Annotated in this window: 15 protein-coding genes and 1 tRNA gene; 12 read left to right on the forward strand and 4 right to left on the reverse strand. The window is 40.7% G+C overall.

Translation table 11 applies throughout. The features are described from left to right. Positions 1 to 966: SH3 domain-containing protein (locus Q1A40_RS17215; protein WP_300002475.1), on the forward strand; the 966-nt coding region annotated here is incomplete at its 5' end. A 304-nt stretch (positions 967 to 1,270) separates the two neighbouring features. Here Q1A40_RS17215 and Q1A40_RS17220 read toward each other — a convergent pair. Beyond that, complete coding sequence (locus Q1A40_RS17220; protein WP_300002478.1) at positions 1,271 to 1,669, reverse strand: hypothetical protein; 399 nt, start codon at positions 1,667 to 1,669, stop codon at positions 1,271 to 1,273. A 310-nt stretch (positions 1,670 to 1,979) separates the two neighbouring features. On the opposite strand from Q1A40_RS17220, the gene Q1A40_RS17225 reads away from it, so the two are divergent. Both Q1A40_RS17225 and Q1A40_RS17230 read left to right on the forward strand, forming a co-directional pair. Beyond that, positions 1,980 to 3,088 (forward strand): IS3 family transposase gene (locus tag Q1A40_RS17225; protein WP_300002481.1). Its coding sequence is split into 2 segments (ribosomal slippage): positions 1,980 to 2,232 and positions 2,232 to 3,088, totalling 1,110 coding nucleotides; the frame shifts between segments, so codons are not numbered across the junction. 6 nt (positions 3,089 to 3,094) lie between these two features. Further along, entirely contained in the window at positions 3,095 to 3,472 is a 378-nt protein-coding gene (locus Q1A40_RS17230) for a phage tail protein (RefSeq protein ID WP_300002483.1), read from the forward strand. Positions 3,473 to 3,597: 125 nt separating this feature from the next. Here Q1A40_RS17230 and Q1A40_RS17235 read toward each other — a convergent pair whose 3' ends face one another. The 3 genes from Q1A40_RS17235 to Q1A40_RS17245 all read right to left on the reverse strand — a co-directional run bounded on the left by Q1A40_RS17235 (position 3,598) and on the right by Q1A40_RS17245 (position 6,684). After that, on the reverse strand, positions 3,598 to 5,034 hold the full coding sequence (locus tag Q1A40_RS17235) for an SEFIR domain-containing protein (protein WP_300002486.1): 1,437 nt from the start codon (positions 5,032 to 5,034) through the stop codon (positions 3,598 to 3,600). 120 nt (positions 5,035 to 5,154) lie between these two features. Next, positions 5,155 to 6,429 carry an integrase arm-type DNA-binding domain-containing protein gene (locus Q1A40_RS17240; protein ID WP_300002489.1) on the reverse strand — a complete coding sequence of 425 codons (1,275 nt, stop codon included), beginning with the start codon at positions 6,427 to 6,429 and terminating at the stop codon, positions 5,155 to 5,157. A 179-nt stretch (positions 6,430 to 6,608) separates the two neighbouring features. Further along, positions 6,609 to 6,684 (reverse strand) — tRNA-Asn (locus Q1A40_RS17245). Between the two features lie 191 nt (positions 6,685 to 6,875). On the opposite strand from Q1A40_RS17245, the gene Q1A40_RS17250 reads away from it, so the two are divergent. The 9 genes from Q1A40_RS17250 (at position 6,876) to Q1A40_RS17290 (ending at position 16,196) form a co-directional block, all read left to right on the forward strand. Then, positions 6,876 to 7,241 carry a copper resistance protein gene (locus Q1A40_RS17250; RefSeq protein WP_300002492.1) on the forward strand — a complete coding sequence of 122 codons (366 nt, stop codon included), beginning with the start codon at positions 6,876 to 6,878 and terminating at the stop codon, positions 7,239 to 7,241. 48 nt (positions 7,242 to 7,289) lie between these two features. Continuing rightward, a complete protein-coding gene (locus Q1A40_RS17255) occupies positions 7,290 to 9,176 on the forward strand; it encodes a protein-disulfide reductase DsbD domain-containing protein (protein ID WP_300002495.1) in 1,887 nt (628 codons plus the stop codon). After that, positions 9,173 to 9,802 (forward strand): DsbA family protein, encoded by a 630-nt coding sequence (locus Q1A40_RS17260; protein WP_300002498.1) that lies wholly within the window; start codon positions 9,173 to 9,175, stop codon positions 9,800 to 9,802. The genes Q1A40_RS17255 and Q1A40_RS17260 overlap by 4 nt, the downstream gene beginning before the upstream one ends. Beyond that, positions 9,792 to 10,298 carry a protein disulfide oxidoreductase gene (locus Q1A40_RS17265; protein ID WP_300002501.1) on the forward strand — a complete coding sequence of 169 codons (507 nt, stop codon included), beginning with the start codon at positions 9,792 to 9,794 and terminating at the stop codon, positions 10,296 to 10,298. The genes Q1A40_RS17260 and Q1A40_RS17265 overlap by 11 nt, the downstream gene beginning before the upstream one ends. Before the next feature lie 249 nt (positions 10,299 to 10,547). Further along, a complete protein-coding gene (gene nac / locus Q1A40_RS17270) occupies positions 10,548 to 11,465 on the forward strand; it encodes a nitrogen assimilation transcriptional regulator NAC (RefSeq protein WP_300002504.1) in 918 nt (305 codons plus the stop codon). A gap of 106 nt (positions 11,466 to 11,571) precedes the next feature. Then, a complete protein-coding gene (gene cbl / locus Q1A40_RS17275) occupies positions 11,572 to 12,516 on the forward strand; it encodes an HTH-type transcriptional regulator Cbl (protein WP_300002507.1) in 945 nt (314 codons plus the stop codon). Positions 12,517 to 13,261: 745 nt separating this feature from the next. Further along, the gene (locus Q1A40_RS17280) at positions 13,262 to 14,266 is read left to right on the forward strand and encodes a carbon starvation induced protein CsiD (RefSeq protein WP_300002510.1); all 1,005 of its coding nucleotides are present in this window, start codon (positions 13,262 to 13,264) and stop codon (positions 14,264 to 14,266) included. Next, entirely contained in the window at positions 14,266 to 14,784 is a 519-nt protein-coding gene (locus Q1A40_RS17285) for an HD domain-containing protein (protein ID WP_300002513.1), read from the forward strand. The genes Q1A40_RS17280 and Q1A40_RS17285 overlap by 1 nt, the downstream gene beginning before the upstream one ends. Before the next feature lie 266 nt (positions 14,785 to 15,050). Next, positions 15,051 to 16,196, forward strand: coding sequence for an aminotransferase class I/II-fold pyridoxal phosphate-dependent enzyme (locus Q1A40_RS17290; RefSeq protein WP_300002516.1), 1,146 nt, complete (start codon positions 15,051 to 15,053; stop codon positions 16,194 to 16,196). Positions 16,197 to 16,303: the final 107 nt, after the last annotated feature.

Below are 16,303 nucleotides of genomic sequence, written 5' to 3' on the forward strand. Positions count from 1 at the left end.
TTTTTAGCGTCAAAAGCTGTATTGCCTGATTGGGTGGAAAGAACAAATGCTCTGGCGAAAACGCACAGTGAATTATTGTCTTCCAGCATGGCTGGTAATGCCCCAGTCTTTTTAGCATCAAAAGCTGTATTGCCTGATTGGTTGGAAAGAACTAATGCTCTGGCGAAAAAGTACAGTGAAATATTGTCTTCCAGTATGGCTGGTAGTGCTTTAGGTAATGCGTTATGGAAATCCCAACTTACTGCCTCTGAGCGATATGGCAAATTATTATCTGATAATTTCGCAACTAGAATTTTTACACAGCAGTTGGCTTTAGAACAAGATAAAGTAAAAAATATAAAAGAAGCGCATGCATCTATAAGTAACTATTTGAATAGGACTAGCGTTGAAGAATTAAATTCCATTGTCAATATAGTCCACGATTATACAGGAACAGCTAAAGGAGCTGCTTATATTGCAGAGAACTCATCTCATTTTAATAAAGTTGATTCAGATGCAATTGCTAAATTTCAAGATTTTAAAAATAAAAATAAATATGTTAGAAAATTCCGGGAGTTGCCTTGGGGGGTTCAGTTAATAATATGTTGTATTTTTACTAGTGTTATAATTCCTATGCTTACGGATTTTATTAAGGCTGAGATCCTTAAAACGCTCAATACACCCAGTGAGTTAATTATGAAAAATCCATCTATTAATGTATATGTAAGAGAACTCAACGATACTCGTAAAGGAATTTTAGACTGGGAAACATTAAAGGATTTCAGAGTTATCACTGGCAATGATATTAATTTACGTGAGAAACCGTCGATGCAGGGGGAAGTGATCGGTTTGCTTGAAAAGTATTCTATTGTTTTAGTATTAGATAAAAGTGACAGAAAATGGCTCTATGTTAAAGTATCAGTAAATAATGAAGAAATATATGGATGGATAAATCGCACATATACTAAACCATTAAGGAAAAACTAGCTGATTACTTTAAATAAAATCATTTTCAATAAACTATCTCTCTAATATATTGAAATATATATGATTTTAGTGTTTTTTAATATTGTCATGATAGAGAGGGTAAGCTAATGACTATTGTAAAGCAAAAAGATAATAGCAGTCATTTTTATAAAAATAGGATCGAAAATAATGACTAAGATAATTAATGTAGGTGTTAACGGATGATAATGACGAACATGATTTCTATATGTGTCAGTTTTTAATATAAAACTAACTAAAGCGAGCTTCGATATCAAATATGACAGCTTGCTCGCTTATTGATAAATTATTCTACTCGGCGTTGCTTTAATATTTTACTTATCTCGTTAACCGCTGCTTGTTCTTCTTTTTGAAAGTCATTAGGCTCAATGGTCATGATTATAGACTTATACCCCAATAGTGCTGAAACACCCCCCATCAATATTGCGATAAGATCTGTTTTTCCATTGTACATAGCCCAAATTGCACTAGCGAAAGCTAAAATAATAACGAAAACATATGTTGGTATTAAACGCCTAACTTTTCTTCGTTGTTCAATTTTAATATTTTCAGCTCTAAATGGACGATCTGCTAAAAGAATCTCATTTGAGCAGTGGATATAGAGTTTAAATTCATTTTCAGAGCTATCATTTATATTAAAATCCCCATTGACGTTAATGTCACGTCCATTATTAAAATCTCTCAATTGTGACTCCGTTCTTTAATTTTATAAGCTAGCGTTGAGGAAAATATAACTTCTGAATTTTATAAGTTATATTTACCATGTTGTTTATAATAAATTAATTCTGATGAATTGTTTTATCAATATAAATTTTTGTAGAAATACAAATAAATGATAAAAAATTCTCTGTTCTCTGCTTTATTGGTTAATAAAGGTGAAAGTACTGAAAATTAATGTTAGAAGGATATTTTTCTCTTTAAGAAGGATTGTCCACTCCCCCTAAAATGAGACAGCTATAATTAGATTTTCTGCCTTTACATACGCAGAGGTCAAAATGAAAAAAGCACGTTTTACTGAAACTCAGATCGTTAACATCCTGAAGCTTGCCGATTCTGGCCTGAAAGTTGAAGAAATCTGCCGTCAGAACGGAATAAGTAATGCAACTTATTACAACTGGAAATCTAAGTATGGTGGTATGGAAGCTAATGATGTTAAACGATTAAAAGAGCTTGAAGATGAAAACGCCCGACTCAAAAAACTCTTTGCTGAAGTCAGTCTTGAAAATCATGCCATGAAGGAGCTTTTTGCAAAAAAGGGCTGGTAATAGCCGAGAAAAAATCCTGTGCCGGACTATTAACGGCTTCAGGTCTGTCGGTTATTACGGCTTGTAAACTGACCTCTTTATCACGGGCATCTTTTTATCGACGCAATACTGACTGGCGTGAAAAAGATAAGGCCGTGATTGATGCTATTCAGACTGTTTTATCTGAGTCGCCTCAGGCTGGATTCTGGAAATGTTATTACCGACTCAGATTTAAGGGTTACAGCTTCAACCATAAACGTGTTTATCGTGTGTATTGCCGGTTGGGCCTGAACCTTAAACGCAGAGTCAAAAAAATGCTGCCAGAACGTGAGAAAAAGCCGTTATCTGTTGTGAATAAACCGAATGTTCAGTGGGCGATGGATTTCATGCATGATGCCCTGTATTGCGGTAAGCGATTCAGAACACTGAATATTATTGATGAGGGAACGCGTGAATGTCTGGCTATTGAGGTCGATACTTCTTTGTCAGCGGACAGAGTGATCCGCGTACTTGAACGCCTGAAAGAAGAGCGCGGACAACCTCAGCAAATCAGGGTTGATAATGGTCCGGAATTGATATCGTTTAACTTACTGAATTACTGTGAATATAATGGTATTACTCTGCGCCATATTCAACGGGGTAAACCGCAGCAGAATGGATTTATTGAACGTTTTAATGGTTCATTTCGCTGGGAGTTTTTAAATGCCTATTTGTTTGAATCACTCAGTCAGGTCAGAGAAATGGCTTGGTTCTGGCAACAGGATTATAACCTGAACCGTACCCATGAAAGCCGGGGGAACCTTCCCCCGGAGATATACCGGAAACAGCTGGAAAACTCTAATCAGGTCTGTCTCAGATAACGGGGAGTGGACAAATCCTTTAATAAAAGTAGTTATCCCAAGTTAGCGTTAGTTTATCCTTCCGGTAAATTACCTGATCTGAGAGGTCTGTTTATCAGAGGAAGTGATCAGGGACGTGGCTATGATGCAGGAAGACAAGTATTAACAGAACAAGGTGATGCGATTAGAAATATCACTGGACAGGTAAAAACATCATCGGGTAGATTTGATAATGAAAAAATTAACGGTGCGTTCAGAATCACTCAAACAGGATTAATGGGGACAGGTTTCGATGGGTGGTATGAACATGGTATAGCAACATTTGATGCGTCTAAAATGGTACCTACAGCAGATGAGAACAGGCCAAAAAATATGTCTTTTATATACATAATAAAAGGGGAATAAGCCTTTTAGTAAAACATTAATGAATAAAATACATGTTAATTTTTTCAGAACAGTATTTTTATATCCCTCATATAATATCATATGAGGGTTTTATCTATATGGAGAGGAATATCTCACAATCTTAACTATGCCTTTGTTGCTAATTTTTCAAAGCCGAGTAAAACTGAGGGATTGATAGATTCAAACTGCCATTGTGGTAATCTTTTCTGATTAGTTTTATAAGCGTTTAGCAGTTCATTTAAGTCAGAGGGTTTATCTATATTTAATAGAGTTTTCGATTTTTCAAAGTATGCTTTTGATGAAGATCTCGCAAAAACCTCAAATGAACTAGGAAAATGGCCAAGATAGACTAATGTATCTGGGAACCAGCATTGATAGTGATCAATTTTCTGTATTTCACTTCGTAAAAAAAGTATGAAATCTGCTTGCATTAAATAACGAAAATCTATACCTGTCCCATTGTTTCTTTTCTTAAGGATGTCTGCACAAGGTGATAATAGGTTGAGTTTTAATCTATTATTTCGACTTTCAAATGAACGTAAGTGTTCCCTGATTATTTCATAACCAACCATTGCATCTCTTCCATAAACTGTTCTTCCCGGAAGGTAATATTGCTCCATGAGTAATTTATTAACTTCTTTAAATCTCTCATGTTTTATTAAAATCGCAATGGCATACAAAAATAGTTCGCGAATAATAAATTTAAAATTATCGAAATCCCATTCATTCCAACTGCTTATATGCTCAGGTCTATCCATATATGGGATAATTGATTCAAAAAACTTATGTAATTTAAGAATGTTATCTTCTGTAGGTGCATATTGAGAAATAGTAATAAACAGCATTATTGCTTCATTTCTATATGGTGTGAAGTTATCTATATTATTGATAACTTGATCATCAAATTCACCTTCTTTTTTCGTGATTCTAAATTTTTCGAGGTTATTAGAAAATGTTGAAAAGTATTCGTCTAAGGCACCTGAAGCGAATGGTTTACCCTCTTTAATGGCAGATACAGCTCTTTTAAACGCGGCAGTAGTTCCCAGAGATACGCTTTCCGATTCGTCTAAAAATGAAGGGCGATTTCCTATCGCTGGCCTAGTATATAAGGGTTTGTCATATATCCAGCGTAATAATTTATCAAAATTATCGGTATAGTTATCTGGTTCACTTAAATCAATATATATACGGGACTTGTAATAAGTAGGTAGAAATGCTTTTCCTTGTGAATCTTTTTCTGAAATGATTGCTACAAATTTCCCTTGCTCCTGATTTTCATAAACTTCACGTGAGATAATTTGAGTTTCTGTACCGACACCACCAGATCGACCATCTGCCTTCGATGCGTAAATTTCATCACATATAATTGCTACTTTGGTTATCTGAGGATCTGTAACCATTTTCTCCATAAAGGCAACTGAGTCATGGCCTTCTTTTAGATCCCATTTATCAAGAATTACATGGATTCCAGATTCTGTTAGCTCATTAGCCAAATCCATTACCCATTGTTCATGGGTGGGGTTAGACCAACTATAAGAAATGAATAATTTGGGATTTTCCATTTGTGCGTAAATCCTTAATGAGTGGATAACTTTGCTGTGAGTTCTAACGATTTGTATCGTGAGTCTTTCTCAACGATAATATTAACAGGTTTTGTAAATCGTTCATGGCTTTTGATCAATCTATCCCTGTTGTGCAAACTCAAACGGCCTGACCATATTGCTAGTGTTAGCATCCAGAAAATCACCCCACCATTGCAGCATTAAACGCCTTTGGTCTAAATGCTTAGCCTTATGGGTATAGGCAGCACGAACACTGTTGCTTTCCTTATGGCTCATCTGTAGCTCTACAGCGTCTTCTGACCACAAACCAGACTCAATTAAGGCACTACAAGCAAGGGTACGGAAACCATGTCCACAAATATCCTGTTTGGTGTCATAGCCCATATTACGCAGGGCTTTATTGATGGTGTTTTCACTCATGGGTTTAAAACTGTCATAGCTGCCAGTAAAAATTAACCCATCCTCATTGCCATCTTCATAGGTCAGGTGTTTTATCTCACTTAAAATTTCTATGGCCTGACGGCATAAGGGAACAATATGTTGGCGTTTCATCTTGGTGCCACGGCCTGAATACTTCACGCCCTCAATGACTTCTCGCTGTTCTGGAATAATCCAAAGCTTACTCTTGAAGTCGATTTCTGACCATCTGGCAAAACGTAGCTCACTGGATCGAACAAATACCAGTAAGTTAAGTTTTATGGCAAGGGTAGTGAGTCTGCGGCCTTTATAGTTATCAATCCGTTCAAGCAGCAAGGGAATTTCTTCCAGCTCCAGTGCAGGGCGGTGTTCGGTTTCAGGCTTCTGAACAGAATCTTGCAGATCGTAAGCCGGGTTATAACGAATAAGCTGTTGCTGGACGGCGTAGCGGAGAATAGACGTAATATACTGTTTAATTCTTGTCGCCACTTCCAGATAACCAAGCGCTTCCACTTTTTTTAGTGGGGCTAACAGATCGCCCGTTGAAAGCTCGGTCACATCTTTATCCCCAATAGAGGGGAAGACATAAGTTTCAAGTCGGGTTTTTACCGTGTTCTGGTAATCTTCAGACCATTTCTTTTTGGTGGTAAACCATGAATTTGCAACGACCTTAAAAGCACGTGTGTTATCTCGTTTTGCTTTTAGCTCTGTGGTTTCAGATTTTTTCTTGGCGTTAGGGTCAATACCCTCAGCAATAAGCTTACGGGCTTCATCCCGGCGTTCTCTTGCTTTAGAAAGTGAAACAGAAGGGTAAACACCTAAAGCGAGTATTCTTTGCTTCTTATCGAAACGATAAGATAAGCGCCAGTATTTTGACCCATTAGGATGCACCAACAGATGCATACCAAAGCCATCGGTCAGCTTATATTCTTTCTCAAGAGACTTGGCATTTTTTACTTTGGAATCAGTAAGTGACATGACTCGCCCCCTTGAGTTGTTGGTATAAGCAAAATCGAACCAGAGATACCAACGATTCTACCAACAAAAGTAGTGAGTAGTAGCGTTTTTTGGTGGAAGAGGGTGAACGTAAAAGAGGAGTTAAGCAATTGATAGAAAGCAAAAAAGCAGACGTCAGTGAACGTCTGCTTTCTTTAAATTGGCTCCTCTGACTGGACTCGAACCAGTGACATACGGATTAACAGTCCGCCGTTCTACCGACTGAACTACAGAGGAATCGTTTGAACGGGGCGCATATTACCGGGGCTGAATGAGGTTGTCAAAGCATCCGTGACAGAAAAATGTTTGTTTGCTGATAAAACAAACAAATGGCATAAAAAAGCGCGTATTGAGATAACTTTACAGCACAATGATTGCCATTTTGTTTTCAGGCCATATGATAAGCCCATTGAAAATGTGAGGGTGTAATGGTTAAACAGCAACGTCTGGGTCTCTGGTTCCTGTGTTTGGCATGTGTGGTGGTGCTCGTGTGTAGCGCTCAACGCGTGTTGAGTCTGCATGCCTTGCAGACGGGAACGAGCGTCAGTGTTATGTTGACTCAGCCTGATACGCCTTCACAGGATGACGATACGGCTGTAACCCCCTGCGAGCTTAGTGCAAAATCACTTCTGAGCATGCCGCCGATGCTGTTTGACAGTGCTTTACTGACTCTTGGTCTGTTGCTGTTACTTCTGGCTCCCCGGCGTTCGTGTCAGCGTCGATTCTTTCCGCCCAGGGTCATATCATCCCCCTCTCTCAGAGTGCACCTCCGCTTCTGCGTATTCCAGGAATGATAGTTAACTGTTTCTGACAGTGAGTTCATCATTTTATGGAGAAAAAATATGTTCATTCTTTGCAGACGGGCATTGTGTTGCCTGTTACTGCTCTGGCTGCCAGTTTCCTGGGCTGCCGAGTCTGTCTGGCTGACATCGCCAGATAATTCACATGCTGCGGTACGTATACGGGCCGATATCAGTGCCAGTAATGAAACCCGGCTGTTGCTGGATATCAAACTGGAAGATGGCTGGAAAACTTACTGGCGATCGCCTGGTGAAGGAGGGGTTGCGCCCGCGATCCGCTGGCAGGATCCTCAGGCCCAGGTGCAATGGTTCTGGCCCGTTCCGGCGCGTTTTGATGTAGCGGGGATAACCACTCAAGGATACCACCAACAGGTGACGTTTCCGATGCAGATAACGGGGAGTACTTCTGCCCCACTTGAGGGAATACTGACCCTCTCTACTTGCAGTAATGTCTGCTTGCTGACGGATTATCCTTTTACCGTTACACCAACGCATCAGGATGAAACCTTTGCCCATGATTATCTCAAAGCGATGGGGCAGATCCCGGTTAAGAGTGGACTGACTGAAACTCTGAAGGTGGATTACCGTCAGGGAGAGCTACTGCTTGAGGCGACCCGTGGAGAAGGGTGGGCAACACCAGGCCTGTATCTGGATAATCTGGATGATGCCGTTTTTGGCAAGCCCACGCTGCATATTGAGGGAGAGACGCTCCGGGCCACCATTCCAGTCAGTGATAGCTGGGGGGAGGACGCTCCCAATATCAGCGGTAAATCGCTGATATTGGTATTGGAAGACCAGGGCATTGCGCAAGAAAGTGAGCTTGTGGTCGGTATAGCTTCCGGTGATACCATGGCAACGGAAATATTACCGCTCTGGCAGGTGGTATTAATGGCCCTGGCGGGAGGGCTGATTCTTAACTTAATGCCATGTGTTTTGCCGGTACTCGGTATGAAGCTGGGTTCTGTTTTGCTCGTGCAGCATAATGAAAGACGCGTGATCCGCTGGCAGTTTCTGGCTTCAGTCGCCGGAATACTGACGTCATTTATGGCTCTGGCTTTGTTTATGACTATTCTGAGAATGACCAATCACGCGTTAGGTTGGGGAATTCAGTTCCAGAATCCGTGGTTTATTGGCGCGATGACGCTAGTGATGCTGGTATTTAGCGCCAGTTTGTTTGGTTTATTTGAATTCCGGCTCTCTTCATCACTCACGACTCGCCTTGCAACACAGGGGGGACAAGGCATGGCGGGACATTTCTGGCAGGGGGCTTTTGCTACTTTGCTGGCCACGCCGTGCAGCGCTCCATTCCTCGGAACCGCCGTTGCTGTTGCTTTGACAGCCTCTTACCCGGTGTTATGGGGATTATTCCTCGCACTCGGACTGGGAATGAGCTTACCTTGGCTGCTCATCGCCCTCAAACCACAGCTGGCACTGCGCCTGCCACGTCCGGGACCATGGATGAATCGTTTACGCCTGTTTTTAGGTGTAATGATGCTGGGATCGGCCTTATGGCTGGCAAGCCTGTTGTTGCCGCATTTGGGACTGGTGCAGAACAGTGGCGCTAAAGAGAGTATCGACTGGCAGCCATTGACTGAGCAGGCGATATCGCAAGCGCTGGCCGAAAATAAACGGGTATTTATTGACGTCACCGCGGACTGGTGTATCACCTGTAAGGCCAATAAATACAATGTACTGAATAAAGAAGAAGTACAGAACATCCTGCAACAGCCAGATATTGTTGCCTTACGGGGGGACTGGACGCTTCCGTCAGATGAGATAACCGCCTTTTTACGCAGCCGCGGGCAGGTTGCTATCCCCTTTAATCAGATTTATGGCCCACAGCTCCCCACAGGGAAAGTGTTACCGACGCTACTGAGCCGGGACTCAGTAATAAATACGCTCGATAAAGCTAAAGGAGTCACACCATGAAATATTTTTTGATCTTATTCTTTGCCTTATATACCAGCATCAGCCGTGCGCAAACTGCGCCAGAACAGCCCTTTTCGGCTGAACAGCAGCAACAGTTTGAGGCTGTAATTGAACAAATGTTGTTTAACGACCCTAATAGTCCGCGTATTGGGGCAGAGAAACCGCTGTTAACCTTGGTAAATTTTACAGATTACAACTGTCCTTACTGTAAACAATTTGATCCAATGCTGGAAAAAATTGTTCAGAAATATCCGCAAGTGGCGGTAGTGATTAAACCGTTACCCTTTAAAGGTGAAAGCTCCGTTTTATCTGCTCGCACCGTTTTAACAACATGGCGTCAGCATCCTGAACAGTTTCTGGCACTACATGAAAAATTGATGCAGAAAAAGGGACAGCACGATACGGGAAGTATTGCTGCCGCGGTTGAAAAGAGCAGAACGACGGTCGTGATCCCGGATGAAAAAAGTGCAGAGACGCTGAAAACCAATTTACAGTTAGCCCGTCTGGTTGGTGTCCAGGGAACGCCTGCAACGATTATCGGTGATGAAATGATCCCCGGTGCTGTCTCGTGGGAAATACTGGAAGAGGTCGTGAAGGAAAAACTGGCTGCTGCTAATGAAAAGTAGACTGTTACGCTGGCTACGTGAAGGCATTATCTTAATGGTATTGCTGGCTGTGGTGATGCTGGCCGTAGACTGGTGGCGGGCTCCGATTGCTCCTCCCTCTTTTGAGGACATTCCCTTACAGACACTAGAGGGACAGAGGGTAACCCTGAAAGCACTGAGCGCTGATAAGCCGTTGCTGGTCTATTTCTGGGCCAGCTGGTGTGCTGTCTGTCGCTTCACTACGCCTGATATCGCAAAACTGTATGATGAAGGAAACAATGTGATGACGGTTGCATTGCGATCGGGACAAGATGACGAAGTGATGGGGGGATTGCAGCATAAAGGCTATCGTTTTCCGGTGGTGAATGATCCATTAGGAAGTATTTCTCAGCGCTTCCAAATCAATGTCACGCCGACTTTGTTCATCATTTATCAGGGACGAGTTATCTCCACCACCAGTGGCTGGACGAGTTATTGGGGAATAAAGTTGCGCTTATGGTGGGCAACGATTGCCTGATTAGGGTGCTAAAGGCGCTCTAAAATATCTCTTTTTTTCTCATTAAGTGCACCAAAATTGTGCACTTGCACCGATAAGGTGGCAGCGTTAGCAATATCTCCGCAATGCTGCCACCTTCATCACCATAGTATTTTCTTATAATTCATATTATTAGTTTATTTCACGCTGTTTTAATAAATTGGCAAGAATTTTGCACATCCCTTATGACTGATTGTTAGATTGACGCGGTTGTTGCGTAAAGGGGAATGTATGAACTTAAAACGACTGAAGTATTTCGTGAAGATCGTTGATATTGGTAGTCTCACCCAGGCCGCGGAAGTGCTTTATATTGCGCAACCAGCGCTGAGCCAGCAGGTCGCGAACCTTGAGGCTGAACTGGATCAACAATTATTGATTCGCACTAAACGTGGTGTAACGCCGACAGAAGCCGGAAAAGTACTTTATGGCCACGCTAAAGCGATACTTAAACAATGTGAACAAGCGCAACTGGCAGTAAATAGTGTAGGTAAAGCGTTAAAAGGTGCTGTTTCTATCGGACTGGCTCCAGGGGCTGCTGCCTCGGTCGTGATTTTACCGATGCTGAAATCAATGCGTGCAGGTTTACCAGATGTCATGATCCATCTGCATGAAAACAGTAATGCGGTACTTAATGATAAATTATTGAATGGTGAGCTGGATATGGCCATCGTTTATGACAGTTCTGCTCAGGATGGCCTGGTCAGTGAACCCTTATTAAAAGAAAATTTATTCTTGGTCGGGAGCGGAACTTGCCCGGGGAAAACGGTCGATCTGAATACTATTGCAGAAATGAATTTGTTTTTACCTTGCGGTTACAGCGCGTTGCGCAAGCGTATTGATCATGCCTTCGCTTTGAGAAGTCTGAGCACTGAAGTGATGGGCGAAATTGAGTCAACAGCCACACTGACGGCAGTGGTTGCCAGTGGTATGGGGGTCACTATTTTGCCTGAGTCAGCGGCGTGTTCTTTAGTTGCGGCAACACATGGTTGGATGGCACACATTACCCAGCCCTCGCTGAGCTTACCCCTGACACTGAATCTGTCATCCAGGGTGCCACTTTCTGCACAATCCGAGGCAGTGAAAGACTCCTTGCTGTCGCTTGTTTCTCGGCCATTGCCAGATAATTCACTATGGATGATGGCGGGTTAAAATCTCTTTAGTATAAAAAGACATAAGATGAGGGTATTTATTATTTGGTTTGCCGGGGAAATGACTTTAACAATAGTGCAAAGAAAATCATGACCCCGGAGGCATTATGAATTTCCAGCAACTTAAAATAATCCGCGAGGCCGCAAGACAGGATTACAATCTCACCGAAGTTGCGAATATGCTGTTTACTTCTCAGTCGGGTGTAAGTCGTCATATCCGTGAACTTGAAGAAGAACTGGGGATTGAAATTTTCATTCGTCGCGGTAAACGGTTATTAGGCATGACTGAACCAGGCAAAGCCTTGCTTGTCATCGCAGAGAGAATTTTAAACGAGGCCAGCAGTGTACGACGTCTGGCAGATTTATTTACGAATGAAGATAGCGGTGTGCTGACTATCGCCACCACTCATACTCAAGCCCGTTATAGTTTACCCGTGGTGATCAAAGCATTTCGTAGTTTGTTTCCTGAGGTAAGACTTGAACTTATCCAAGGTACGCCACAAGAAATTGAAAGCTTACTGCATAGTGGTGCCGCTGATATTGGTATTGCAAGTGAGCGTTTAAGTACCGATCCAGCGATGGTTGCCTACCCTTGGTTTCGCTGGTATCACAGCCTGCTTGTTCCACCAGGACATCCGCTAATTCAAAATAATCCACTGACACTTGATGATATCAGTCGCTGGCCATTGATTACCTATCGTCAAGGGATCACCGGTCGCTCTCGTATTGATGAGGCCTTTGCACGCCGTGGTTTGATTCCTGATATCGTGCTCAGTGCCCAGGATTCTGATGTTATCAAAACCTATGTTGAATTAGGTCTGGGTATTGGCTTGGTTGCCTCACAGGCATGCGTTGATGGGGACGAGCTTGTTCATCTTAATGCCCAGCACTTATTTGATACGAATACCGTCTGGCTTGGGATCCGCCGGGGACAATTACAGCGTAACTATGTCTGGCGCTTTATTGAGCTTTGCAATCCGGCACTGTCAGTAGACGAAATCAAGCGTTTGGCGCTGGAGCCTGAAGATAGCGCAATTGACTATCAAATTTGAGTCAGACGAGATGGCAACAAAATAATCACGTTATCAAAACAGCAACTATCTGCACAACCTGACAGTATAATGATGGAGGTGATCCGTCATTATGCCTGTCCTTCCCACCTAATCTGCGCTTACTCCCTATCGTGACAGGCAATTTTCAATTTGTTGCTTTCATAATACGAATATCCATCTGATTCTCTGGCAGCAAATTTTTAACGTTGCTAAGAAAGATAAATAATATTTATGCGAAATATGTTACATATATAGCCCGATGTTATTATATTTTCATTTGTTATTGCTATTGAGGTGAAAATGATTAAATGATGCTCATTCCCATTTTGGGGGGGATATTTTTCTGCATGAAATCTAATGAATGGGTAATTATATTAATGAAAGAAAATGCTTTTAGCCTGGCAATGTCTCATCTGGACCGCTCAGATTCCATATAAGAGTGAAAGTCTATCGCATTAGTGATGTTAGGTAATATATTTTATCGATAAGAAAATGGATGTTTATATTTTATTCTATGATTCATATATTGGTATTTGATATTAAATATACGATGTTAGCTTAGAATATATTTGTAGTTATCAATATATCTAAAGGTGTTTTTTTTGATGGATATCATTAGGTTAGTTGGTTTTTGATGTGCGTTATTTTGACATATGATGATTGTTTATACTCCGTGTTGTTTTGCTAGAGTATGTCACTGAATGTTAACAACCAGACTCATGTTTAATATTGTTGGGATGAAGTTATGCAAAATGAAATTGTTTTTTCATCTAGGCAGGGACGTAAAGTGTGGAATACACTGAATAGTGTCGCTCATAATTATGATCAAGAAGATACACCTCTTGAGCTTGAAAGTGTTGCACATGATATATTGAAGATGATCATAGATGACACGGTATTAAAAAAAATTAGCGCAGTTTCAGATAATAAAATTTCTTACCTTGTGATAAGAAATTTTTTGTCAATTCAGTCATTACCCTTTACACCAATAGATAATGCGTCACCCGATACTCCTGGCTGGCGCATTCCTGCATCAGCTTTATTAGGGTTATTAAGACTGAGTGGTCATTCAGCTCGTTCATTTTTGGACGAAATGAATGGACGCTTATGTCATATGGTGATGCCAGCTAAAAATAACGAAAAGAGTTTTAATCGCTCGACTAAAAAGCTTGGCTTTCATACCGAAGTAGTGAATGGATATTTTATGGAAGAAGATCCGATGCCAGGGAATCCCATTTCACCCGATGCTTTTGGTTTATTGGGATTACGCAATCCGGACAGTATTGCCACCACGGTAATTCCCTTAGAATCGGTACTTAAGAGTTTGACTCCGAAGGTCATTGAATCATTAATGAAACCGCAATTTTCTGCAATTAGTCAGTCTTCGTTTGACAGAGAGTTCAGTATTAATAATATATCAGTACTTAAAAAACTCCATGATGGAGGTATGGGATTACGCTACAGTAACAGTAAGGTTACCGCTAATAATCTTGAGGCAGCAAAAGCATTACAAGCACTGGCTGATACAATAAATCGTTCAGAAAATATTACTCAAGTCGTATTACACCCGGGAGATGTACTGCTCTTGAATAATCGAACTTGTATTCATGGCAGAGATGCCATCGCAGGAACACAAAAATTCGATGGTATGGATAGGTGGCTAATCAGAATTTATGGTTATAAATTAGCGTCCTTATCTATGCTAAAAACATTACCTAATAAGAAACATATCATCACGGTGGATATGTAATGGAACTGGAAAATAAGATAATAAACTATCTAAAAAAAGAAATGATTGAACATAAAGATGCCGCACATGATTTAGGCCATTTAACGCGGGTGGCAGAAAAAAGTAAACATATTCATAAATATGAAGGTGGCAATTTAGATGTTATTATTATTGCCAGTTATTTTCATGATATTGTAGCTCTGCCTAAGAATTCGTTTTTTCGTCATTATTCATCAATATTTTCGGCACAGAAAACGATAAAAATATTCAAAGAACATTTCCAAGAAATCTCAGTGAATTTATATGGTCAGATTTCCGATGTCATACGTTCCCATAGTTACAGAGCGGGAATCAAACCTGTCACTATTGAAGCTAAGATTGTTCAGGATGCAGACAGACTTGATGCATTGGGTGCGATTGGCCTGGCAAGAGTTTTTTATGTTGCCGGAAAATTAGGTCAGCGAATATATAGTGAGGATGATCCTTTTGCTGCAGGGCGCTTACTGAACGATAAAAAATATGCTTTATACCCTAAATAATTCAAGTTGCTTGTAGGGGCAGAGTCAATCCTGGCGATGAGCATAGATAAACTATGTGATTCGGCAGGATTGACGAAGGTAACGCCCAAGCAACTTGAAGTATGACGGGTATAGACCATTTTTACACCAAATTACTAAAGTTACCTGATACGATTAATACTAATGAAGGAAGAAATATGGCTAAAAAAAAGAGTAGCTTACTTGTCTGGATATATTGATAAATTAAAATAAGAAATCACTTCAACAAACATAATAGAGAACGAATAATGTTTATAGACTGTGTATATAAAGCATTGAGAACGCCGAAGGAAATTCAAAAAACATTAGAGATTTTAACTGAAGCCGATATGCTGTCAGGTGATTCATCAGTTATTCAGCTATATGAAAAAAACTTGAGTTATTATTTTAATACTAAACATGCTATTGCAGTATCATCAGGTACAGCAGCCTTACATGCTAGTTTACTAACTGTTATCGAACCGGGCGATGAGGTACTCGTTCCTGCAATCTGCGTGCCTATGACTGTATCAGCTATTTTACAAGCAGGAGGGATACCTGTTTTCTATGACAGTAGTATAAATTCATTTAAACCTTGCCTGAAAGATTTTAACGATAAGATAACGGCTAAAACTCGCGTTTTGATTACTGTTTCGATGTGGGGATATCGGGCAATTGACAGTGACATTGTGGGCACATGTCGTCAGAAAAATATTACGATTATTGAAGATGCAGCACAATCAACCGGGACTGACTCCTTACTGGGTTACGAGGGGACAATCGGTGATATTGGGTGCTTTAGTACTCATGAATTCAAATTGATCAGTACTGGAGAAGGTGGATTTATTCTGACCAATTCCGATGAGTATGCTGAAAAGATTCGCTCTTTTACGCACATTGGTTTTAGCCAACACCATGGTAGCTTTGGTTATACTGACGGTCTTAATTATAAACTGTCGGCTTTCCAGGCTGCGGTGGGTATTGCTCAACTGGCCAGTTTGGATATCAAGATTCAGGGGCGCGAGAAACGCAAAGCAAAATGGAAAATATTACTCCAGCAATCAAAGTATATCGATTTCTTAAATTCAGATGTCATGAGCAGGCATAACTGTTATTCTTTAGTCTGCTTATTAAATGAAAATGTTAAATATACAGGGAAAGAACTGGCTAATAAGCTATATACCCTTGGTATTAACACTGATACTTATAGATATAAAAATGCGATAGTCAGTAATTATCCTTATTGCAAGGTTTTTTACACGCAGCCTAAGTATTCTGGAAATAATAACATTGATTTTCCTAATGCATCTAATTTGGTACGAAGAATGCTGGTTTTACCCTGCCATGAACGAGTCAGTATTGAAGCGATCCATAAAGCATCACAGAATATCATTAATCTTCTTGATGGGGCTTAACTGTAGTTTTTTTTTGCTTACATATTAACTGGGGCTCAATCCCGGTTAATATCTTTATTACAGAATAAATCTGTGACAACTAGCGATGTGTTTTTGAGGTTCTTAAT

The sequence above is a fragment of the uncultured Cedecea sp. genome (assembly GCF_947498825.1).
Lineage (GTDB): Bacteria > Pseudomonadota > Gammaproteobacteria > Enterobacterales > Enterobacteriaceae > JGM124.